The 18742-nt window shown below is 42.1% G+C and carries 18 protein-coding genes; 8 read left to right on the plus strand and 10 right to left on the minus strand.

What is annotated here, in order from left to right; genetic code table 11:
* The first annotated feature begins 33 nt into the window (after positions 1–33).
* Positions 34–738 (plus strand): UMP kinase, encoded by a 705-nt coding sequence (gene pyrH / locus A0256_03975; GenBank protein ID AMR30641.1) that lies wholly within the window; start codon positions 34–36, stop codon positions 736–738.
* A 79-nt stretch (positions 739–817) separates the two neighbouring features.
* Here the strand turns inward: pyrH and A0256_03980 are convergent, their stop codons facing one another.
* From A0256_03980 to A0256_03995, 4 genes are all read right to left on the minus strand, one after another.
* Complete coding sequence (locus tag A0256_03980) at positions 818–2572, minus strand: ABC transporter ATP-binding protein (protein AMR30642.1); 1755 nt, start codon at positions 2570–2572, stop codon at positions 818–820.
* Positions 2573–2846: 274 nt separating this feature from the next.
* A complete protein-coding gene (locus A0256_03985) occupies positions 2847–3410 on the minus strand; it encodes a ribosome recycling factor (GenBank protein AMR30643.1) in 564 nt (187 codons plus the stop codon).
* A 561-nt stretch (positions 3411–3971) separates the two neighbouring features.
* The gene (locus A0256_03990) at positions 3972–4382 is read right to left on the minus strand and encodes an RNA-binding protein (protein ID AMR30644.1); all 411 of its coding nucleotides are present in this window, start codon (positions 4380–4382) and stop codon (positions 3972–3974) included.
* A gap of 146 nt (positions 4383–4528) precedes the next feature.
* Positions 4529–4981, minus strand: coding sequence for a 3-oxoacyl-ACP synthase (locus tag A0256_03995; protein ID AMR30645.1), 453 nt, complete (start codon positions 4979–4981; stop codon positions 4529–4531).
* 508 nt (positions 4982–5489) lie between these two features.
* On the opposite strand from A0256_03995, the gene A0256_04000 reads away from it, so the two are divergent.
* Entirely contained in the window at positions 5490–5675 is a 186-nt protein-coding gene (locus tag A0256_04000; GenBank protein ID AMR30646.1) for a hypothetical protein, read from the plus strand.
* Here the strand turns inward: A0256_04000 and A0256_04005 are convergent.
* Entirely contained in the window at positions 5672–6796 is a 1125-nt protein-coding gene (locus tag A0256_04005) for a hypothetical protein (protein ID AMR30647.1), read from the minus strand. The genes A0256_04000 and A0256_04005 overlap by 4 nt on opposite strands.
* Before the next feature lie 64 nt (positions 6797–6860).
* Positions 6861–7439 (minus strand): glycoside hydrolase, encoded by a 579-nt coding sequence (locus A0256_04010; GenBank protein AMR30648.1) that lies wholly within the window; start codon positions 7437–7439, stop codon positions 6861–6863.
* A 780-nt stretch (positions 7440–8219) separates the two neighbouring features.
* On the opposite strand from A0256_04010, the gene A0256_04015 reads away from it, so the two are divergent.
* The 6 genes from A0256_04015 to A0256_04040 all read left to right on the plus strand — a co-directional run bounded on the left by A0256_04015 (position 8220) and on the right by A0256_04040 (position 14924).
* Positions 8220–9215, plus strand: a complete 996-nt coding sequence (locus A0256_04015; GenBank protein ID AMR30649.1) for a pyruvate dehydrogenase (acetyl-transferring) E1 component subunit alpha — start codon at positions 8220–8222, stop codon at positions 9213–9215.
* Positions 9216–9249: 34 nt separating this feature from the next.
* A complete protein-coding gene (locus A0256_04020; GenBank protein ID AMR30650.1) occupies positions 9250–10968 on the plus strand; it encodes a pyruvate dehydrogenase in 1719 nt (572 codons plus the stop codon).
* A 466-nt stretch (positions 10969–11434) separates the two neighbouring features.
* Positions 11435–12214: a peptidase gene (locus A0256_04025; protein ID AMR34421.1), complete on the plus strand. Its 780-nt coding sequence runs from the start codon at positions 11435–11437 to the stop codon at positions 12212–12214.
* Between the two features lie 16 nt (positions 12215–12230).
* Positions 12231–12926, plus strand: coding sequence for a hypothetical protein (locus A0256_04030; GenBank protein AMR30651.1), 696 nt, complete (start codon positions 12231–12233; stop codon positions 12924–12926).
* A gap of 131 nt (positions 12927–13057) precedes the next feature.
* The gene (locus tag A0256_04035) at positions 13058–13624 is read left to right on the plus strand and encodes an RNA polymerase subunit sigma-70 (protein AMR30652.1); all 567 of its coding nucleotides are present in this window, start codon (positions 13058–13060) and stop codon (positions 13622–13624) included.
* Positions 13617–14924 (plus strand): hypothetical protein, encoded by a 1308-nt coding sequence (locus A0256_04040; GenBank protein ID AMR30653.1) that lies wholly within the window; start codon positions 13617–13619, stop codon positions 14922–14924. The genes A0256_04035 and A0256_04040 overlap by 8 nt, the downstream gene beginning before the upstream one ends.
* 185 nt (positions 14925–15109) lie before the next feature.
* Here A0256_04040 and A0256_04045 read toward each other — a convergent pair whose 3' ends face one another.
* Genes A0256_04045 through A0256_04060 form a run of 4 tightly spaced genes read right to left on the minus strand, consistent with a single transcriptional unit; the run spans position 15110 to position 18662 of the window.
* Positions 15110–15832 (minus strand): hypothetical protein, encoded by a 723-nt coding sequence (locus tag A0256_04045; protein AMR30654.1) that lies wholly within the window; start codon positions 15830–15832, stop codon positions 15110–15112.
* Positions 15833–15866: 34 nt separating this feature from the next.
* A complete protein-coding gene (locus A0256_04050) occupies positions 15867–16877 on the minus strand; it encodes an inorganic phosphate transporter (protein AMR30655.1) in 1011 nt (336 codons plus the stop codon).
* A gap of 21 nt (positions 16878–16898) precedes the next feature.
* Positions 16899–17549 carry a phosphate transport regulator gene (locus A0256_04055; GenBank protein ID AMR30656.1) on the minus strand — a complete coding sequence of 217 codons (651 nt, stop codon included), beginning with the start codon at positions 17547–17549 and terminating at the stop codon, positions 16899–16901.
* A gap of 48 nt (positions 17550–17597) precedes the next feature.
* Positions 17598–18662 (minus strand): two-component sensor histidine kinase, encoded by a 1065-nt coding sequence (locus tag A0256_04060; GenBank protein AMR30657.1) that lies wholly within the window; start codon positions 18660–18662, stop codon positions 17598–17600.
* Between the last annotated feature and the right edge of the window lie 80 nt (positions 18663–18742).

Raw genomic sequence — 18742 nt, forward strand, 5'->3', positions numbered from 1 at the left:
TTATTATCTATTTTTGACAAATCACCTTTCCAAATGAAATACAAAAGAGTTCTCTTAAAGCTTAGCGGCGAATCCCTGATGGGCCAAAGACAGTATGGTATTGATAACAACCAGGTTTTGCAATATGCGCAAGACATTAAAGCTGTAAAAGAACAAGGTATAGAAATAGCAGTAGTAGTAGGCGGCGGCAACATTTTCCGCGGCTTAAGCGCCGAAAAAAGCGGCATGGAACGCGCCCAGGCAGATTATATGGGTATGCTGGCAACTGTAATTAATTGTATGGCATTGCAAAACGCGCTGGAAAGTGTAGGCGTAGAAACCCGTTTGCAGTCTGCTATTAAAATGGAACAGATCTGTGAGCCTTATATCCGTCGCCGGGCAATGCATCACTTAGAATGCGGGAAAATAGTGATCTTTGGTGCAGGTACCGGTAACCCCTACTTCACTACAGATACAGCAGCATCTTTACGCGCTATCGAAATAAAGGCCGATGTAGTTTTGAAAGGCACACGGGTAGATGGCATTTATACTGCCGACCCGGAGAAAGATCCATCTGCTACCCGTTACGATGAGATCTCGTTTCAGGAAGTTTACGACAAAGGATTAAATGTAATGGATATGACCGCCATTACGCTTTGCCAGGAAAACAAACTCCCGATTATTGTTTTTGATATGAATAAAGAAGGCAACTTTATGAAAATTGCCCAGGGTGAGCCAATTGGCACACTGGTAAAATAATATTCGATTTATAAAATGAAAGGCCTGCCGAATTAATTTCGGCAGGCCTTTTCTGTTATAATCTTTTGTCCGGTTAGTGTTACGCCTCTACCGCAAACTTTTCGCCGATCTGCTGCCTCCACATGGCATAGTATAGTCCTTTCTGGTCTATCAGGTCAAGGTGCTTGCCCGATTCGATGATGTGGCCTTTCTCCAGCACAAAAATCCGATCAGCATGCATAATGGTTGATAAACGGTGGGCAATCAGAATAGTGATCCGGTCGTTTAGTACCGATACATCACGAATGGTTGCGGTGATCTCTTCTTCGGTAATTGAATCCAGTGACGATGTGGCTTCATCAAACACCAGTATATCCGGTTTACGTAATAACGCGCGCGCTATAGAGAGGCGCTGTTTCTCACCGCCTGATACTTTCACCCCACCTTCACCAATCACGGTATCCAGCCCCCTATCTGCACGGGCCAGCAAAGTTTGGCATGCCGCGCGTTGCAGAACGCTCATGCACTCCGCGTCAGTTGCCTCGGGGCGTACAAATAACAAATTTTCACGAATAGTTCCCGAAAACAGTTGAGTGTCCTGGGTTACAAAACCGATCTTCTCCCTTAGCTGATCGAGATCAATCTCATTGCTTGGGATTTCGTTATACAAAACGCCCCCCTCGTAAGGCTGATAAAGCCCCACCAGCAATTTAACAAGTGTACTTTTACCAGATCCTGAAGGACCAACAAAGGCTATCGTTTGCCCGCTGCTGGTTTCAAAGCTAATATGGTTAAGTGCATTACGGTTAGCAGTAAGATGTTTAAAGCTTACATCATTAAAAGTCAGCGTATCCACTTTTGCAAGTAATACAGGCTTCTCCGGTTTCCTATCAATAGGAATACTCAGGATACGGCTAAAGTTAGCAAGTGACACTTCCGCCTCGCGCCATGATAAAATTACATTACCGAGCTCCTGTAAGGGATTAAAAAGGAAAAACGAATAAAAAAGCAGACTTAAATATTGGCCGGGAGAGATAGTTTTTTCGAAGATGAGTAAAAGTAGCACGACAACCATGCTGCTCCGTACCAGGTTTACGGTAGTGCCCTGTACAAAGCTCATGCTGCGTACATATTTCACTTTCTTAAGCTCCAGATCAAGGATCTTGTAAGTGGTGTTATTTAACCTTTGTATTTCTTGCTTGGCCAGGCCAAGGCTCTTTACCAGTTCAATGTTACGCAGCGATTCTGTTGTAGAACCGGCAAGTGCAGTGGTCTCGCCTACTATCTTTTTCTGAATCACCTTTATTTTCTGGCTCAACACCATACTAACAATCGCAATAATAGGTATAGCCGCCAAATAAACCAGTGTTACTTTATAACTGATGCTTAAAGAGTAAAAAATAACAAATATCATCCCCGTAAGGCTAACAAACAGGATCCCGATAAAAGAGGTGATGAACTTTTCGCAATCCAAGCGCACTTTTTGTAAGATGCCTAATGTTTCGCCGCTGCGTTGATCTTCAAAAACCTGGTAAGGAAGTTCAAGCGAGTGTTTTAAACCATCGGCATACATTTTTGCACCAACTTTTTGTGTAATGATGCTGGTAAAATAATCCTGAAAGTTTTTAGCAATGCGGGATACCATGGCCACACCAATTGCAGCACTAACCAATTTCAATGCGGCCATCAAATAATCATGATATTGATAATGATCGCGGTTACCAATCACCTCATCAAGAATTCGACCGCTTATATATGGATCTAGCAAGGAAAAACCAATGTTCAGACCTGCGAGAACGAGTGCCAACACCACCGTTAATCGGTAGTTTTGGAGATAATTTAAGAGTATTTTCATGTTTCGACGCAAAAATAAAAAAAGGGAATGGCTAAGAAGCTCATTCCCTTTAATTTGACAATAGCGTTAATGTTGACCTACACCAGGGCAAGCTATCAATTAAAAATAGTAAATACTGACATCCAGTAATTGGAATACTAGCGTTTAAGCCCCGTAACTACTATATCTATCTTGGCCCCAAATCCGAGTTGTCGCCAAAATTTAAAAAGTATTTTTCACAAAAAAAGAGGGAACTAATTCAACTAGTCCCCTCTCTAACAAATTGTTTAGTAACCTAAACTGTCATAATATCTTTTTCTTTTAAATCTGATAACTGGTCTACTTTGATGATGTAAGCATCTGTCAGTTTTTGCACTTCTCCCTCCCCAACTTTTATCTCATCTTCAGAAACACCTTCTGTTTTCAATTTTTTGATCTTCTCATTAGCATCCTTGCGAATATTGCGAACAGCAATTTTGCCGGTTTCTGCTTCGCCCTTTGCTTTTTTCACAAGATCGCGACGGCGCTCTTCTGTAAGTGGGGGTACGTTAATGCGGATGATGACACCATCATTCTGTGGATTTACACCCAGGTTAGCTTCTTTTATAGCCTTTTCGATAAGCGGCAGAAGATTTTTCTCCCATGGCTGCACAACAATTGTGCGGGCATCCGGTGTATTTATACTACCTACCTGGCTTAAAGCAGTAGGTGTTCCGTAATAATCAACGGTAATGTCATCCAGCATACTTGGATTAGCCTTACCTGCGCGGATCTTTGATAATTCACTATCTGCGTGCGCAATGGCCTTATCCATTAAAGCCTTTGCATCATTTACTTGTTTTTTAATGAGTTCGCTCATCGTTTAAGATTTTTGACAAAAATAACAAAAAGTATCAAAGCCCATAATTAACCTTGATTACACTTTGGCACAGTTAACTATCTATTTATTAAATTTATTTTTCACAAGCATCCACACCCCTCCGTGCTTTTGCGACACGAGTTGATCTACCGGGTATCTCATCGCCTTGCATTTGGCAATCACATCGTCATCAATTTTAATACTGATAATTAGCATCCGGCACAAAATAAACAGAATTTTAGGATTGGGCGGCCTGCCAATACATAGTAATAATTGTTGGCCAGGTCAATTAACAGGTGATCTACCTTAAACGGCCGCACGAACTGAGCTTTCATCTCAGCATTATTGCTACCCTCTACCTGGAAAGTTTGGAATTTACAGTTGTAAGAATATCGCGCCGCTATACTTTGGAGAGCGACTAGCAAAATTTAAACTTCTTCTAAAGGAGTTTGGAAAAAGCGATAACGAAAAAAATCACGCTACCTGGTTGATGAAAGCGTGCAAACAAAAATTTCAGCAAGCCACCGGTTGAAACGATGCCTTGCTGAAAAATTTAAAGAACTACCAACGGCTACCGCCGCCGCCGCCACCGCGGTTATTATCTTTTGAGTAGCCGCCACCGCCGCCACCTCTGCTGTCTCTTGAGTAGCCACCGCCGCCACCACCGCCACTGCGGTTGCCGCCACCGTAACCGCCGCCGCCGCCACCGCTGCTTCTGCGATCACCTGGCTTTTTGTCTTCAGCCTGGCTAACCGCAATTGAACGGCCGCTAACTTCAGAACCATTCAGACCTGAAATTGCTTTTTGAGCAGCTTCATCGTCAGACATTTCAACAAATCCGAAACCTTTGCTTCTGCCGGATTCTCTGTCAATAATAATTTTCACGGTGGTAACTTCACCATAAGCTTCAAAAAGCTCTTTCAAATCTGCTTCCTCTAATGAGTAAGGAAGGCTTCCTACGAATATGTTCATCAAAAAATTAGTTTAGTAATGATCAGTTTTTCTTGCTGTCATTTTATTGTTTACACCAAATATAGAATAGATATTAATCACTTGTACAATAATTTATCAAACTATCTTCTTTATTTTTACAAATAGGTGCTTTTTAGGGCGTTTTGTTACAAAATCGTACTTATTTGATACGCTTTACCGTTCAAGTTAAATTCCTCCCCTGCTTTTTTACCCTTTAATTGAACACCTATTGGAGATGCAGGCGAAACAGCGATATACTTTTTGCCATCCAATGTTAACACACCTGCGCTTATGGCTACGTAAAACTCTCCGTTATTGGTAGTTACGAGGCTGCCGATTTCAACAGCTGTCGAAGTTCCTTTGAAACTTATCTGATTTAACGCAACCATCAGTTTGTTGGCTTCGTTTAATTGCCCCAGGTTTCGGTTGGTTTCCTGCTGTGCCATTTCCCGGCCGGTTTCATACTTATCACCGGCACTACTCTTCGTATCGCTGTTGGCAGATTGTTGTGCTTCGGCAATTGCCTGCTCTGCAGCATGCATCCTCCCCTGTACATATTCCACACACAACCGATGCAGCTCTTCCTTTATATCACTCATTAATTACAAAAAACGAATATGGCTAAAATGCTTCACAAACAGATAGCTCCAAAAAATAAAAGTCCCGGAGCACTCGCTGCCCGGGACTTTCAACCTAAACCTTATCACAATTGTAAGTGCGATTGCACTTATGCATTTATTAACGACCACAATTGTCAATTTGGTATAATTACCTTTTTCAATATTACCTCCGGATGATGTTAATAAACTAAGTTCTCCAAAAAAAACGAATCGGCTGTTACATTTCGTAAAGAACCCCCGTATTGGGTTAACATATCTTTCGCAATATGACGCCTCACTTCAAACACACTTACTTTAAAGGCTACCCATACACGCTTTTATTGTTGTCGATACTACTGCTATTGATTGGCCTTTTTGCTGTTATTCCGTTTAGATAGGGGTAAGCCCGGCAAACAAGCATTTAGCTGTTGCATTTGTAAAACAAATCGCAGCACGATGGGTTAATAAGTTTACATTTTAAACTTAAACATTTAAACAGCTAAAAACCATGAACTTAAAAAGAACTTTCGGCACAGTGCTTACCGTATTAGGTATTATAGGATTAATTTGGACCGGTATTCAAGTGATAAACCACACAGGAAGTGTTACTACTCAAATTGTGGTTGGGATCATTTCTATAATTTTCTTTTCTACCGGTATTAGCCTGGTAAGGAATACTAAAGACGAGGCTTAATTTACGTTTACTGCCGTTATTGCACCAAGTGGTGAAATTGAAAGCCCCGGATTTTCTAAGTCAGTCTCCGTTAATTCCTTTATGCGTAAAGCTGCTTTATTGAGTGTATCTAATACTAATCCGTTATCGTGCGATTGTTTATACGATATAATCTGGCCACTTAAAAACTGGCCATTTTTGTTTATTTTCATTTTAAGCATAGGCGCTAGTCCGCACACTCCTGCCACACTAACACTCCGGTAGGTGCAAAAATTACCGAGGCTATAAGCTATCAGGCGGTTTTTGTACAACTCCATCCCCCGGCTTACATGGGGGCCATTACCCAGCACTACGTCGGCGCCTGCATCTACTACCGTATGTGAAAACAATTTTACATTTCCCCGTCGTTCGCCATTAAAAGATTCATCAGCTAACGGTACATGTTCAAATCCTATACCTTCACCACCGCCATGAAACGATACCACTACAACATCGCATTGCGCTTTTAATGCGGCAACTATAGAGGCCGCACCTTTTAAATCAAGCAAGGATACGGTTTGGCTATTGGGAGAAAATGCACAAAACCCATATTTAATACCCTTGTTAACAAATATTTTTGCAGGATAGGTTTTCAATCCCGCATAATTAATACCCAGGCTATCCAGCAACTGCATGGTATTGCTACGGCCCTTTACGCCAAAATCGTTACTATGATTATTTGCTAAACTTAAAATATTGAAGCCGGCTTTTTTCAAAATGCCGCCATAACTTTCCGGCATTTTAAACAAGTAGGGTTTGCTGCGAAACTTCAACTTTCTGGCAACAGGGGCGCCGGTATTAAGCAGCACACCTTCGAGATTGCCAAAAGTTATATCTGCGCTGCGCAAATTTTCTGATGCAGACCTGAAACTGTTTATACCGCTATGGGGCGGTAAAAATGAACTATCCGGGTAAGCGGTACCCAGCATTATGTCGCCCACTGCAACTATGCTGATAATTGTATCAGCCGGCAAGTTCACCTTTGCATCTTGCGCATGTTTAACAGCCTTATTTGTAACCGCCTTCTGCACGCCACTATTAATACAGCCGGTAAATACCAGGCAGCTAAATGCGCAGACGATGTAGATCGTTCCGGTTTTCATGGGCAAAAAAAATCCCCCCATATTAGGATGGAGGGAATAGAGAAATATAATAATTTAGGTTTAATCAATTTGCCTCTTTGTCGGTATTTGCGGTACTATTTGCCAATTCACTTTTAAAAGATTCCAGCATACGGCCACCTTTATAAAAATAGCGGCTGTAATAAGCATCATCCAGGCTGCTGATAGCAACACCACGGGATGAAGCGTGCGCAAACCTGTTATTACCCAGGTATATCCCAATGTGCGAAATACTGCGGCTGTGTATTTTAAAGAAAACTAAATCGCCTTCTTTTAAATCATCTTTACCAACCGGGTTAACCATGCTAAAAATATCACGTGAATTGCGCAAAATATTTAAATGGAAAACATCACTATACAATTGTTTAGTAAAGGCAGAGCAGTCAATACCATTTCTAGAACTTCCGCCAAATCGGTACGGAGTACCAATCCAATCATGTACAAAATTAAAAAGCTTCATGTTTGAAGTTGCTGATAACGCTACTCCCATAATTTGAGAAAGGTAATCCTTCGCTAAGCTTTCTTGATCATCTGCTTCAACTGCGGGGGTTGGAACACTTTTTGTTTGAGCCTGAGCGGCTAAAACGCTCATAAATAGTGCAATAGCAAGTGCGATTTTCTTCATTTAATCTTGTTAATTGTTGTAAAATGAACAACAAATGTATATTAAATTGGACGTTGTGTCTATTGTTGGATACAAATCTATATATTATTTGCAAACCACCAAACTAATTGTGAAATAAATTTCATGTTCGTTAGTGTAAAAAATATTAACCCTTGTTAATAAAACTATCGTCAAAGTAAACCCAAACAGCCTAATTAAATCGATAAACAAGTATTTATCAGATCATTAAAAACAAAGTTAAAAACCTGCTGACTGATTCACTATCGAGATATATTTCAAACTGCGAAACATTTTGAACCCTCATTTGCAATTTCAATTAAATGGCACTTAAAATTGAAATAATGCGAATTCTGCAAATTTCATTTTACAATACCCGACAGGATGGTTTGCATTGGTGTATGCCGCTTAACTTGTAATTTAACGCAAGTTTAGAGCAAAAGCTGCAATACCGTACAACAAGCGCTTAAGACATGCACGTAATACAAACAATTAGGTGATTTAAATTCGTGCTTCCCAAATCTTCACAAAACAAAAAGAATATTGAACTTGAATAATAAAATTAAGCGAAAAGATTATTGTGGGAAATCAAGCTATTACACCTTTATAAAGGGTACATTTTACACCCTACCCAAATCATATTTTGCTTTTGGGGATTTATAGCTTGTTACCATAAAAAACTATCCGGTTTTGTAAATAATTCTTACAACAAATTCGTTGCAGTTTCGGTTATTTGCAGGATATAATTAGATTTGCACATTCTCTTAGAATTGTTTTTAATAAATGAGTTCAATCGAAATAACTAAAGACACCTACCTGATGTGGTATGAGTCTATGCTTTTAATGCGGAAATTCGAAGAAAAAACTGGTCAGTTATATGGCCAGCAAAAGATCCGTGGATTTTGCCACCTGTACATTGGCCAGGAAGCAGTATTAGCCGGCGCTATGTCGGCTATGCGTCACGAGGATAGTATGATCACCGCTTATCGTGATCATGCCCACGCATTAGCAAAAGGCACACATCCAAACGCTATCATGGCCGAGATGTATGGTAAAGCAACCGGATGCTCTAAAGGCAAAGGTGGCTCTATGCACATGTTTGATAAAGCCAACCATTTTTATGGCGGGCACGGCATTGTTGGCGGACAGGTACCTATGGGTGCAGGTGTAGCCTTTGCCGAAAAGTTTAAAGGTACCGATAACGTAAACATTACCTATATGGGTGATGGTGCTGTTCGCCAGGGTGCTTTAACCGAAACTTTTAATATGGCCGCATTATGGAAACTCCCCGTAATTTTTGTTTGCGAAAACAATGGTTACGCCATGGGTACTTCTGTAGAGCGTACCACCATACAAACAGATATCTATAAATTAGGTTTACCGTACGGTATTCCGTCATCACCAGTTGATGGTATGGACCCGGTTGCGGTACACAATGCAATGGATGAAGCCATTTCTCGTGCACGCCGCGGCGAAGGCCCTACATTCCTGGAAATGCGTACTTATCGTTTTAAAGGTCACTCTATGAGCGATCCGCAAAAATATCGCACTAAAGAGGAATTGGAAAGCTATAAAGCTAAGGACCCTATTGAGGTTGTGAAACTTGCTATCCAGAAAGAAGGTTATGCTGATGATCAATGGTTTGAAGAAATTGAAGCCAAGATAAAGGGACAGGTAGATGAAGCAGTAAAATTTGCTGAAGAATCTCCATGGCCTGAAGCATCGGAACTTTATACCGATGTTTACGTGCAACAGGATTACCCATATATCCGCGACTAATTATTACACCTAAAATATTAACAACAAACAGTATATGGCTGAAGTAGTTAAAATGCCTAAGATGAGCGATACCATGACCGAAGGGGTATTGGCAAAATGGCATAAAAAAGTTGGCGACAAGGTAAAATCTGGCGATGTTTTGGCCGAGATTGAAACCGACAAAGCCACTATGGATTTTGAATCGTACCAGGACGGCACCTTGTTATATATAGGTGTAGAAGAGGGAAACGCCGTACCTGTTGATGCTGTTATAGCAGTTTTAGGTAAAGAAGGCGAAGACTACAAAGCACTTTTAGATGGCGGTGCTACCACGGCAGCACCTGCTGCAGAAGAAAAGGCACCTGAAGCTGCACCTGCTGCAAAGGAAGAAACAAAACCTGCCGCTGCTGAAGATAAAAAACCTGCGGCTCCGGTTGAGGCCAAACCAAAGGTTGATCTATCCAGCATCCCGGCTGCGGTGATCCGGATGCCTTTGCTAAGCGATACCATGACTGAAGGCACCATTGAAAAATGGTACTTTAAGGTAGGTGATAAAGTTAAAGCGGATGATTCATTAGCGGATGTGGCAACCGATAAGGCTACCATGGAAGTTGTTGGGTACGAAGAAGGTACTTTATTATATATAGGCGTAAAAGAAGGCGAAGCCGCTGCTGTAAACGGCATTATTGCCATTGTTGGAAAAGAGGGTACCGATATTACCCCGTTATTACAGGATACCGGTAGTGAAGCAGCACCAGAAAGCAGCGATAGCAGCGAGAAACCTGCGAATGCTGAATCTCCAGAAACTGCAGCTGCCACCAGCGAAACCGGCACATCTTCTACCGAAGATGACAGCCGCGTGAAGGCATCCCCGTTAGCGCGCAAAATTGCAAAAGATAAAGGCATTAACCTTAATGATGTAAAAGGCAGCGCTGATGGCGGCCGCATTATTAAGAAAGATATTGAAAGCTTTACACCAGCTGCTGCTAAACCGGCTTCAGCACCGGCCACTGCGCCGCAAGAACAAGCTGCCGCGCAACCAGCGGCTGCCCCGGCCAAAGCAGCAGTTGTATTGCCAACTTACACCGGCGAAGAGAAATTCAGCGAGCGCCCGGTTACGCAGATGCGTAAAGCCATCAGCCGCAGGTTATCCGAAAGTTTATTTACTGCTCCTCACTTCTACGTTACCATGTCAATTGATATGGACCAGGCGATGGCCGCACGTGTTAAAATGAACGACGTTGCGCCGGTTAAGATCTCCTTTAACGATTTTGTGGTTAAAGCATGTGCAGTTGCATTAAAACAGCACCCTGTTATCAATTCATCATTCCTTGGTGATAAGATCCGCACTAACGAGCATGTACACATTGGCGTAGCCGTAGCGGTTGACGAAGGTTTATTGGTACCGGTTATTAAATATGCTGATGGCAAATCGTTGAGCCACATTTCACAGGAAGTAAAAGAATTTGCAGGTAAAGCTAAAGGTAAAAAATTACAGCCGGCAGAAATGGAAGGCTCTACATTCACCATATCCAACCTGGGCATGTTCGGTGTAGACGAATTTACCGCCATTATCAACACGCCAAATGCATGTATCCTTGCTGTTAGCGGCATCCAGGCAGTTCCGGTTGTTAAGAACGGTGCAGTTGTACCGGGCAATATCATGAAGGTAACACTAAGTGCAGATCACCGCGTGGTAGATGGCGCATCAGCTGCAGCATTCCTCCAAACATTAAAATCAATGCTGGAAGAACCGGTAAGGATGATGATATAATAAAGTCGGAAAGTCCGGTAAGACGGAAAGTCCGCAAGACGAATAGCGATGGGTTTAGGCCTATCGCTATTTCTGTTTTAATACTTTTAGATGATATGATTAAGTCGGAAAGTCCGGTAAGACGGAAAGTCCGCAAGACGAATAGCGATGGGTTTAGGCCTATCGCTATTTCTGTTTTAATACTTTTAGATGATATGATTAAGTCGGAAAGTCCGGTAAGACGGAAAGTCCGTAAGACGAATAGCGATGGGTTTAGGCCTATCGCTATTTCTGTTTTAATACTTTTACCTAATCATAAATGCTTATGGGCGTTGCCTTCGGCCCAGGCTTTTCAGGGCTGCGCTTTGCTCCGGCCACGTTGCCCCCCTTAAGACAGCGCACCGTGGCTAAACCCTTACAATCCTTAACGCTAAACGGTGCGATATTTGTAAATTTATACGCTTTCAGCTCTAACCAATCCCGTAATATGATTCCGATTATCATCATACTCTGCTGTGCCATCATCTTTTATGCCTCAAAGCGCATGCGTAAAAAAAACGTACCAATGCTCAATATAATAGGCCCTGCGCATCAAAAAATCCTGATCGACCACATCCGCTACTACAATCAGCTTACCGAGCCGGATAAAACCAAATTTGAAGATAAAATAGAGCAGTTCTTAGATGACGTACGTATAGAAGGCGTTGGCCTTGAGCTTACGGATACCGACCGGATCATGGTGGCAGCAAGCGCAGTAATCCCCATCTTTGGATTTAAGGACTGGCGCTTTCAAAACGTTACCAATGTGCTGCTCTACCCGGATACCTTTAATAAAGATTTCCAGTTTGAAGGGAATGATGGTGAAGGCCGAAATATCATGGGCATGGTAGGAAGTGGCTATATGAACGGGCAAATGATCCTCTCGCGGGCCGCCTTAGTTAAAGGTTTCTCTAAAAACGCAGGTAAAGAAAATACAGGCATCCATGAATTTGTGCACCTGCTGGATAAAACAGATGGCGCAACCGATGGGGTTCCCGAAAATTTCCTGGAGCATGATTATGTTGACCCATGGGTAAAAATGATGCATCAGGAGATCCGGAAAATAGAAGCGGGCCATTCGGATATTGATCCTTACGCCGGCACCAATGAGGCAGAGTTCTTCGCGGTAGTTTCCGAATACTTCTTCTCTAAACCAGAGCAGTTCCAAATCAAGCATCCAGAATTATATGATATGCTGAGCAGGATATTTGGGCAAAAACCAGCGTAGTAAATTTTAACAGGTCATGACATTCGCCGAAAAGGTTATCGAATTTAACAAGCAGCTGGAATACAAGGGGCCTAAATTACCTAACGGTATCCGCATCATGAACCCATTCCAGGAGGAAGATCAGGCATTTAAAATTTCATCAGCATTCTATCGCAAATACTACAGCGACGAAAACAAACGGCACCTGGTGCTGGGCATAAATCCGGGCCGGTTTGGTGGCGGCTTAACAGGCATCCCCTTCACAGATCCTAAGCGATTGATAACCGAATGCAATATTGCTTATGAAGGCAAGCTCACCCATGAACCGTCCTCGGTTTTTGTGTATGAGGTAATTAATGCTTATGGTGGACCCGAGGCCTTTTACAAAGACATTTATATCAACTCGCTCTGCCCGCTGGGCTCTACAACCGTTGATGATAAAGGAAAGGAAAAAAACTACAACTATTACGATAGCAGGGAACTCTGCGCAACCGTAACCCCTTTCATAGTAGATAATGTTCAAAAACAAATAGCATTAGGTTGCCAAACGGATACCTGTTTTTGCTTCGGCACCGGGCAGAATGAGAAATTCGTTAAAAAGCTAAACGAGCAATTTGGCTTTTTTAATAAAATAGTAGCACTAGAGCATCCAAGGTTTATTATGCAGTACAAAAGCAAAACAAAGCAGGCATATATAGATAAGTATATAGAAGCATTTGCTGCGGTTAAATAAAAATCCCTTTTCCTGATTCACCTTGGTGAAGCTACCTTTTAATCTGTAGGTGGTTAGTTACCATTATTGCCAAACGCAAGAAAAAACCAGATTTCCATAAGCCACAAAAAAAATATATTTTGTGGCTTTTAATGAACTTCATCAGAAAACCAATTAGGCCAGAGGATACCGCAGATGAAGAGCTGGTTAACAGCTATCGTTTAAACGCCGATATAAGCGTACTGGGGAAGCTATATGAAAGGCACATGCCACTTGTATTTGGCGTTTGCCTAAAATACCTTAAAGATGAGGAATTAGCCCGCGATGCCGTTATGGGTATATTTGAAGAGCTGGTAACCAAAGCTAAACAGCACGATATAAAACAATTCAGGAGCTGGCTTTATGTAGTGAGCCGCAACCATTGCTTGATGCAATTAAGGGCTGATAAAAAATTGCCTACTGTTGAACTGGAGGAGTTTATGGAATTCACTCCGGTTTTGCATCCTGAGGATGATAAGGAAGAAGCACTGCAGGCATTAGAGCGTTGCATAAATAAATTAGTGCCTGCACAAAAACAAAGCGTACGCTTGTTTTATTTAGATGAAAGGTGCTATAAAGAAATTGCAGAAGTAACAGGATATACCTTAAACGAAGTAAAAAGCTACATACAAAATGGCAAACGCAATTTAAAGCTTTGCCTGGAAAAATACGGTGGATAAGCCAAGGGCCAACATATCGCAAATCAGGAAGTATCTCAACGGAGAGCTTGATGCTAAAGCTATGCACCAGCTGGAGCGAGAGGCACAGGACGATCCATTTTTGTTGGATGCACTGGATGGTTACGAAATGGCCGGGAAGGACCAAGATGCAAACCTTTCTTTATTACAGGAGCGATTAATCAATAGAACTGCTAAAAAAGAACGCCGGATTGTTCCCTGGATGATGATCTCAATAGCGGCAGGGCTTATCGGTTTTATGATCGTGGTTGGTTTGCTGTATAGAGCAAATGACACCGGCACCAATCCTGCTGCGAAGACAGCACAATTGATGCCTGCCACAAAACCCGCTGCTGATACAATCGCTCCCAAAACAGAATTGCCTAAGCAATATAATGAAGCGGCTGTATCGCAGCCAAAAGCACATTCGGCAAACTCCGTACCTATAAAGATTAAGCATAACAAAACTGTTCCCAATGAACATGTTATAGCCGAACCAGCTGCTTTATCCGAAATTGCAAGTGCACCGGTTGGCAATGCGGGCGCAAAGCAGGATACTGCATCACCAATGGCGGATATGATAATGGGAACGATTGCCAGGCAAAAAGATAGTGCCGAAACTCCGCTTACCGTAGCCATTGCCAAACGGCCGATATCGCAAGCACTTAAAGGCAAGGCCGAGGGCGTGGTAACCAACGAAAGCAAGAGCCAAAACAATAACTATAAGCTCAATAGCCTCAACCTGCCTGCTGCAGAGGCTGGCTACCTGGCGGGTGTTGTAGTGAATAATAATGGATTGCCAATGCCCGGTGTAACGGTTAAAATTGCCGGTAAACCGGAAGTTACCCAAACCGATGCTAAGGGTGGTTATTCTTTACCGGCTACCAAAGACAAAGAAACATTGGATTTTAGTTATAAAGGCTATTATGGCAAAAAGGTAACTGCAAGCAGCAAAGACAGTTTAAAAGTAGAATTAAATGCCAATTCTGATGGGTCAAATTCAGACTTGAATTTAGCGGCGACTAATACCGGCGCTCATCCTATAAGCGGCTGGGAAAGTTTCAATGCTTATGTTAAAAAAAGTGCCGTACTGCCAAAGGGGGCAAAAACCGGAAGCGTAACTATTAAATTTAATATAATGGCTAATGGTACCGTTGCCAATATACTAGTGCTGAGAGGCCTCAGCCCCATTGCAGACGAGCAAGCAGTAAGTATCATTCGCCAAAGCGGTAAATGGATCGGCAACCGAAATGGTAAAACCGAAACGTTGACCAAAGTAATTAATTTTACCACGGGTAATTGATTCACTAATTAAAGATCGATATCGCAACTTAAACCCAGTTTGCGTTTACGATCGCTAACTAATGCATTCCGATCAACCCGAGCCCGCTCAATACGATTTTTTTAATCGGATATATCACGCTAAAGTACATAAAAAGGCCCGGTTCCTAATAAAGATCCCGGGCAGTAATTAAAAGGAACTATATCTTATTTTTTATTTTTATCGTAGTACCCAAATACTTTTTGTAGTAACGGTGTGGTACGCGCAGACAGGTTTTGGCGAATGTTCAGTTCCTCCTTAGCTATCTCAAAAAATAAACCGTCAATAGCTTTTTGAGTTACATAATTGGTGATATCAGGATTAATCTTACTCACAAATGGCACCCTGTTATAAGCAGTTGCGGCATCCGTATAGTACTTTGTAGCGCCTACTTTATTTAAGCTGGTTTGTATCACCGGGCTAAACTTGGCCGACAATTGCAAGGTGGTAGTCCGCTTAAAATAGGTTGTCGCGGCATCCTGGCTTCCTAAAAGGATGTTTGTCACATCCTGCAAGGTCATTTGTTTTATAGCTGTTACAAATATGGGTTTTGCCTCTTTAGCGGCATCTTCGGCAGCGCGGTTAAGGGATAGGATTACATTATCAGCTAGCTTGCCCAAGCCTATACTTCTTAATGTGCGTTCAGCCTTCTGTGCTTCCGGTGGGAATAGTATTTTAACTGCTGCGTTTGCAAAAAAACCATCTACAGTTGAAAGCTGGTCGGAACTTTTGCCTGTACCAATTTCAAGCGCTTGCTTAAGTCCGTTGCCGATTTCTAAATTGGTGGGGTTACTATATTGCTTTACGGTAGTTTGAGCTACCTGACTAAGTGTATCGCAGCCAGAAAATAACAAAAAGATAAAGGGGATAAAGAGCAGGACTTTTTTCATACCCTTTTAACGAAATTACTTACGGTATGTTTCGTTAACCTATCAAGTGGATCAGCACAAATACCAAACCGGCAATTAGTGCAGAAATAGGAATGGTAATGATCCATGCCCAAACCAAATTTATAGTTACGCCCCAGCGCACAGCAGATACGCGCTTGGTTAAGCCTACCCCGATAATAGAACCCGTAATAGTGTGTGTAGTAGAAACAGGTATTCCAAAACGCTCGGTGATAAATAGAGTAACGGCACCGGCAGTTTCTGCAGCAACACCTTCCAGCGGAGTAATCTTGGTTATTTTAGATCCCATCGTTTTCACGATCTTCCAACCTCCGCTCATGGTACCTGCAGATATTGCAGTGTAACAGGCAAGTGGGATCCACTCCGGCATAGGTGAACCTGCGCCGATTATTTTAGCTGCTATCAGCGCAACGTATAAAATACCCATTACCTTTTGTGCATCGTTAGTACCGTGTGCAAAGCTTAATGCCGCTGCCGAAACAAGTTGCAGGCGTTTAAACCAGCGTTCGGCTGTTACGGGCCTGGCCTTTTTACATATATGCAGAATAAGGATAGTAATAAAATAAGCGATAATTAAACCAATAAAAGGCGCTAGTACAATATAGGCAATAATGGTTAAGATGTAGTGAGCGTTCACCGCACTTAAAGCTGGTGCACCCAGGTAGATGGCATTACAAACACCGGCACCTGCAAACCCGCCGATAAGCGTGTGGGATGAACTGGAAGGAATACCAAACCACCAGGTAGCTAAATTCCAGGTAATTGCCGCTATAAGCCCGGCAAGGATAACATGAAGTGTGATATACTGTTCTACCACAATTTTTGCTACCGTGTTGGCAACCTTATGGTCTTTGATAAAAAAGTAAGCGGCAAAGTTAAATACAGCAGCCATCAACACCGCCTGGAAAGGCGTTAGTACCTTGGTTGATACGATGGTGGCTATAGAGTTTGCTGCATCATGAAACCCATTGGTATAATCAAATATAAGGGCCAGGGCAACTACAGCAACTAATAAAGTGGTAACCATTTAAAAATAAATAAGGTATGCTTAGGCGTTCTTAACTAATATCGATTCCATCACGTTGGCGGCATCTTCGCACATATCGGTAGCAGTTTCAAGAGCAGCCAAAATCTCTTTGTATTTAATCAGGCGGATAGCATCTGTTTCATAAAGGAACAAATCAGCAACGGCACGGTCAAAAACATAATCGGCCTGGTTCTCAACGCTGTTAATACGGATGCAGGAATCTGCAATGGCACGTACGTTTTTAAGGTCTTTTAATTCGCGTACGGCCTTTTCCAAATCGCCGGCCGCCTGCAGGATCAAATCGCTTAACTTACGAATATGCTCGTTAAAATCATCGATCTTGTATAAGCTCATGCGGTTAGCCGCACCATGGATATAATCAGCAACATCATCTATAGCAGTTGCCAAAGCGTGGATATCCTCACGATCGAAAGGAGTAATAAAGTTTTTGCCCAGCTCCAGGTAGATCTGGTGGGTAAGCTCATCGCCTTTATTCTCTAATTTATCAATCTGCCTAAACAGCTCATCCTGCGTTGCCGGGTTATTGGAATTTACGGCTTCTACCAGAATAGTAGCCATGGTTACAACGTTACTTGCTGCCTGCTCAAATAGCGGGAAGAAAGTTTTTTTATCTTTTGGGACAAAGTACTGGAAGATACTGTTGAGTGACATTGTGTTAAATTATTTTGGTAAAGGTACGCAAGCAATGTTAATTTAATGTTAACTTTTTAGTACCGGGATATTTGGAAAAGGTAAAATCTGCTTTGTTTTTTGCAAAGTGAATCCAAAAGTTGAGCCTAAGCCTTCGGTACTACGCACATTAATGGTTTGCTGATGAGCTTCGATGATGTGTTTTACAATTGCTAAACCTAAGCCAGAGCCGCCAATCTGACGCGAACGACTGGTATCAGTGCGAAAAAAACGCTCGAACAACCGAGGCAGAAATTTTTCTTCAATACCCATACCATCGTCGGTAACTTCTACCAGCACCTGCTCATGCAGTGTAAAAATACTGACGGAGGTATTGCCACCCTCCTTACCGTATTTAAACGAATTGTCTATCAAATTAACCAGCACCTGGCGGATCTTCTCCCTGTCGCCATTTACATAGATACCATCATCATATTTTTGCTTGAAAGTAAGTTTGATATGATGATGCTTTGCCTTTAACTCCAGGGATTCAAACACCTCCTTAATCAGATCATTTATCTTAAACTTGGTGTAGTTGATCGGAATCTCGCCAGATTCGAGTTTAGAGATCTCGTCCAGATCTTTGATGAGGTAACTCAGCCTGTCTACATTTTTTGATGCCTTATCCAAAAACTTGGTGGCCATTTCTTTATCCTCAAAATCATCATCCTGAAGTGCTTCAATGTAGCCCTGGATGGCAAAAAGCGGCGTTTTAAATTCGTGAGAGATATTGGACAAAAAATCCCTGCGGAACCGTTCCTGCTTCTTCAGATCATCAACCTCTATTTTTTTCAGCCTCGCCCACTCTTTAACTTCATCTTCCACATCTTTGATCGGGTTGGCGCTAACATGCTCACCCAGTGCATCGCGAAGATCTCTACCTAGTTTCAAATTATGGATCAGTTTGTAGATCAGCTTAATTTTGGAGTAGATGTATTTTTCGATAAGATAGTAAAAAACGATATAGCTGCTGATGAGTGTCACCAGGAAGGTGATCATCATATCGTACCATTTATGCTGAAAATAATAATTTACGGCCGAAAGACTGATGGCTACCGCTGCCGAATTGATCAATACCAGTACGCGCAAATTCATGCGGTAAAGTTACGCTTTGTAGGTGAAGAATTGACTACAGGCTACGCGAGCAGGCATTAAATAATTGTTACCAATTTCTG

Source organism: Mucilaginibacter sp. PAMC 26640, assembly GCA_001596135.1.
In the GTDB taxonomy this organism is placed as follows: Bacteria; Bacteroidota; Bacteroidia; order Sphingobacteriales; family Sphingobacteriaceae; genus Mucilaginibacter.

Bases quoted from the DNA above. Each gene is read 5' to 3' on its own strand.
- A0256_04055 (AMR30656.1), bottom strand. From the start codon at position 17,549: ATGTCACTCAACAGTATCTTCCAGTACTTTGTCCCAAAAGATAAAAAA.
- A0256_03980 (AMR30642.1), bottom strand. From the start codon at position 2,572: ATGAAAATACTCTTAAATTATCTCCAAAACTACCGATTAACGGTGGTG.
- A0256_04015 (AMR30649.1), top strand. From the start codon at position 8,220: ATGAGTTCAATCGAAATAACTAAAGACACCTACCTGATGTGGTATGAG.
- pyrH (AMR30641.1), top strand. From the start codon at position 34: ATGAAATACAAAAGAGTTCTCTTAAAGCTTAGCGGCGAATCCCTGATG.
- A0256_04010 (AMR30648.1), bottom strand. From the start codon at position 7,439: ATGAAGAAAATCGCACTTGCTATTGCACTATTTATGAGCGTTTTAGCC.
- A0256_03990 (AMR30644.1), bottom strand. From the start codon at position 4,382: ATGAACATATTCGTAGGAAGCCTTCCTTACTCATTAGAGGAAGCAGAT.
- A0256_04060 (AMR30657.1), bottom strand. From the start codon at position 18,662: ATGAATTTGCGCGTACTGGTATTGATCAATTCGGCAGCGGTAGCCATC.
- A0256_04045 (AMR30654.1), bottom strand. From the start codon at position 15,832: ATGAAAAAAGTCCTGCTCTTTATCCCCTTTATCTTTTTGTTATTTTCT.
- A0256_04020 (AMR30650.1), top strand. From the start codon at position 9,250: ATGGCTGAAGTAGTTAAAATGCCTAAGATGAGCGATACCATGACCGAA.
- A0256_04025 (AMR34421.1), top strand. From the start codon at position 11,435: ATGATTCCGATTATCATCATACTCTGCTGTGCCATCATCTTTTATGCC.
- A0256_04030 (AMR30651.1), top strand. From the start codon at position 12,231: ATGACATTCGCCGAAAAGGTTATCGAATTTAACAAGCAGCTGGAATAC.
- A0256_04035 (AMR30652.1), top strand. From the start codon at position 13,058: ATGAACTTCATCAGAAAACCAATTAGGCCAGAGGATACCGCAGATGAA.
- A0256_04000 (AMR30646.1), top strand. From the start codon at position 5,490: ATGAACTTAAAAAGAACTTTCGGCACAGTGCTTACCGTATTAGGTATT.
- A0256_03985 (AMR30643.1), bottom strand. From the start codon at position 3,410: ATGAGCGAACTCATTAAAAAACAAGTAAATGATGCAAAGGCTTTAATG.
- A0256_04005 (AMR30647.1), bottom strand. From the start codon at position 6,796: ATGAAAACCGGAACGATCTACATCGTCTGCGCATTTAGCTGCCTGGTA.
- A0256_04050 (AMR30655.1), bottom strand. From the start codon at position 16,877: ATGGTTACCACTTTATTAGTTGCTGTAGTTGCCCTGGCCCTTATATTT.
- A0256_03995 (AMR30645.1), bottom strand. From the start codon at position 4,981: ATGAGTGATATAAAGGAAGAGCTGCATCGGTTGTGTGTGGAATATGTA.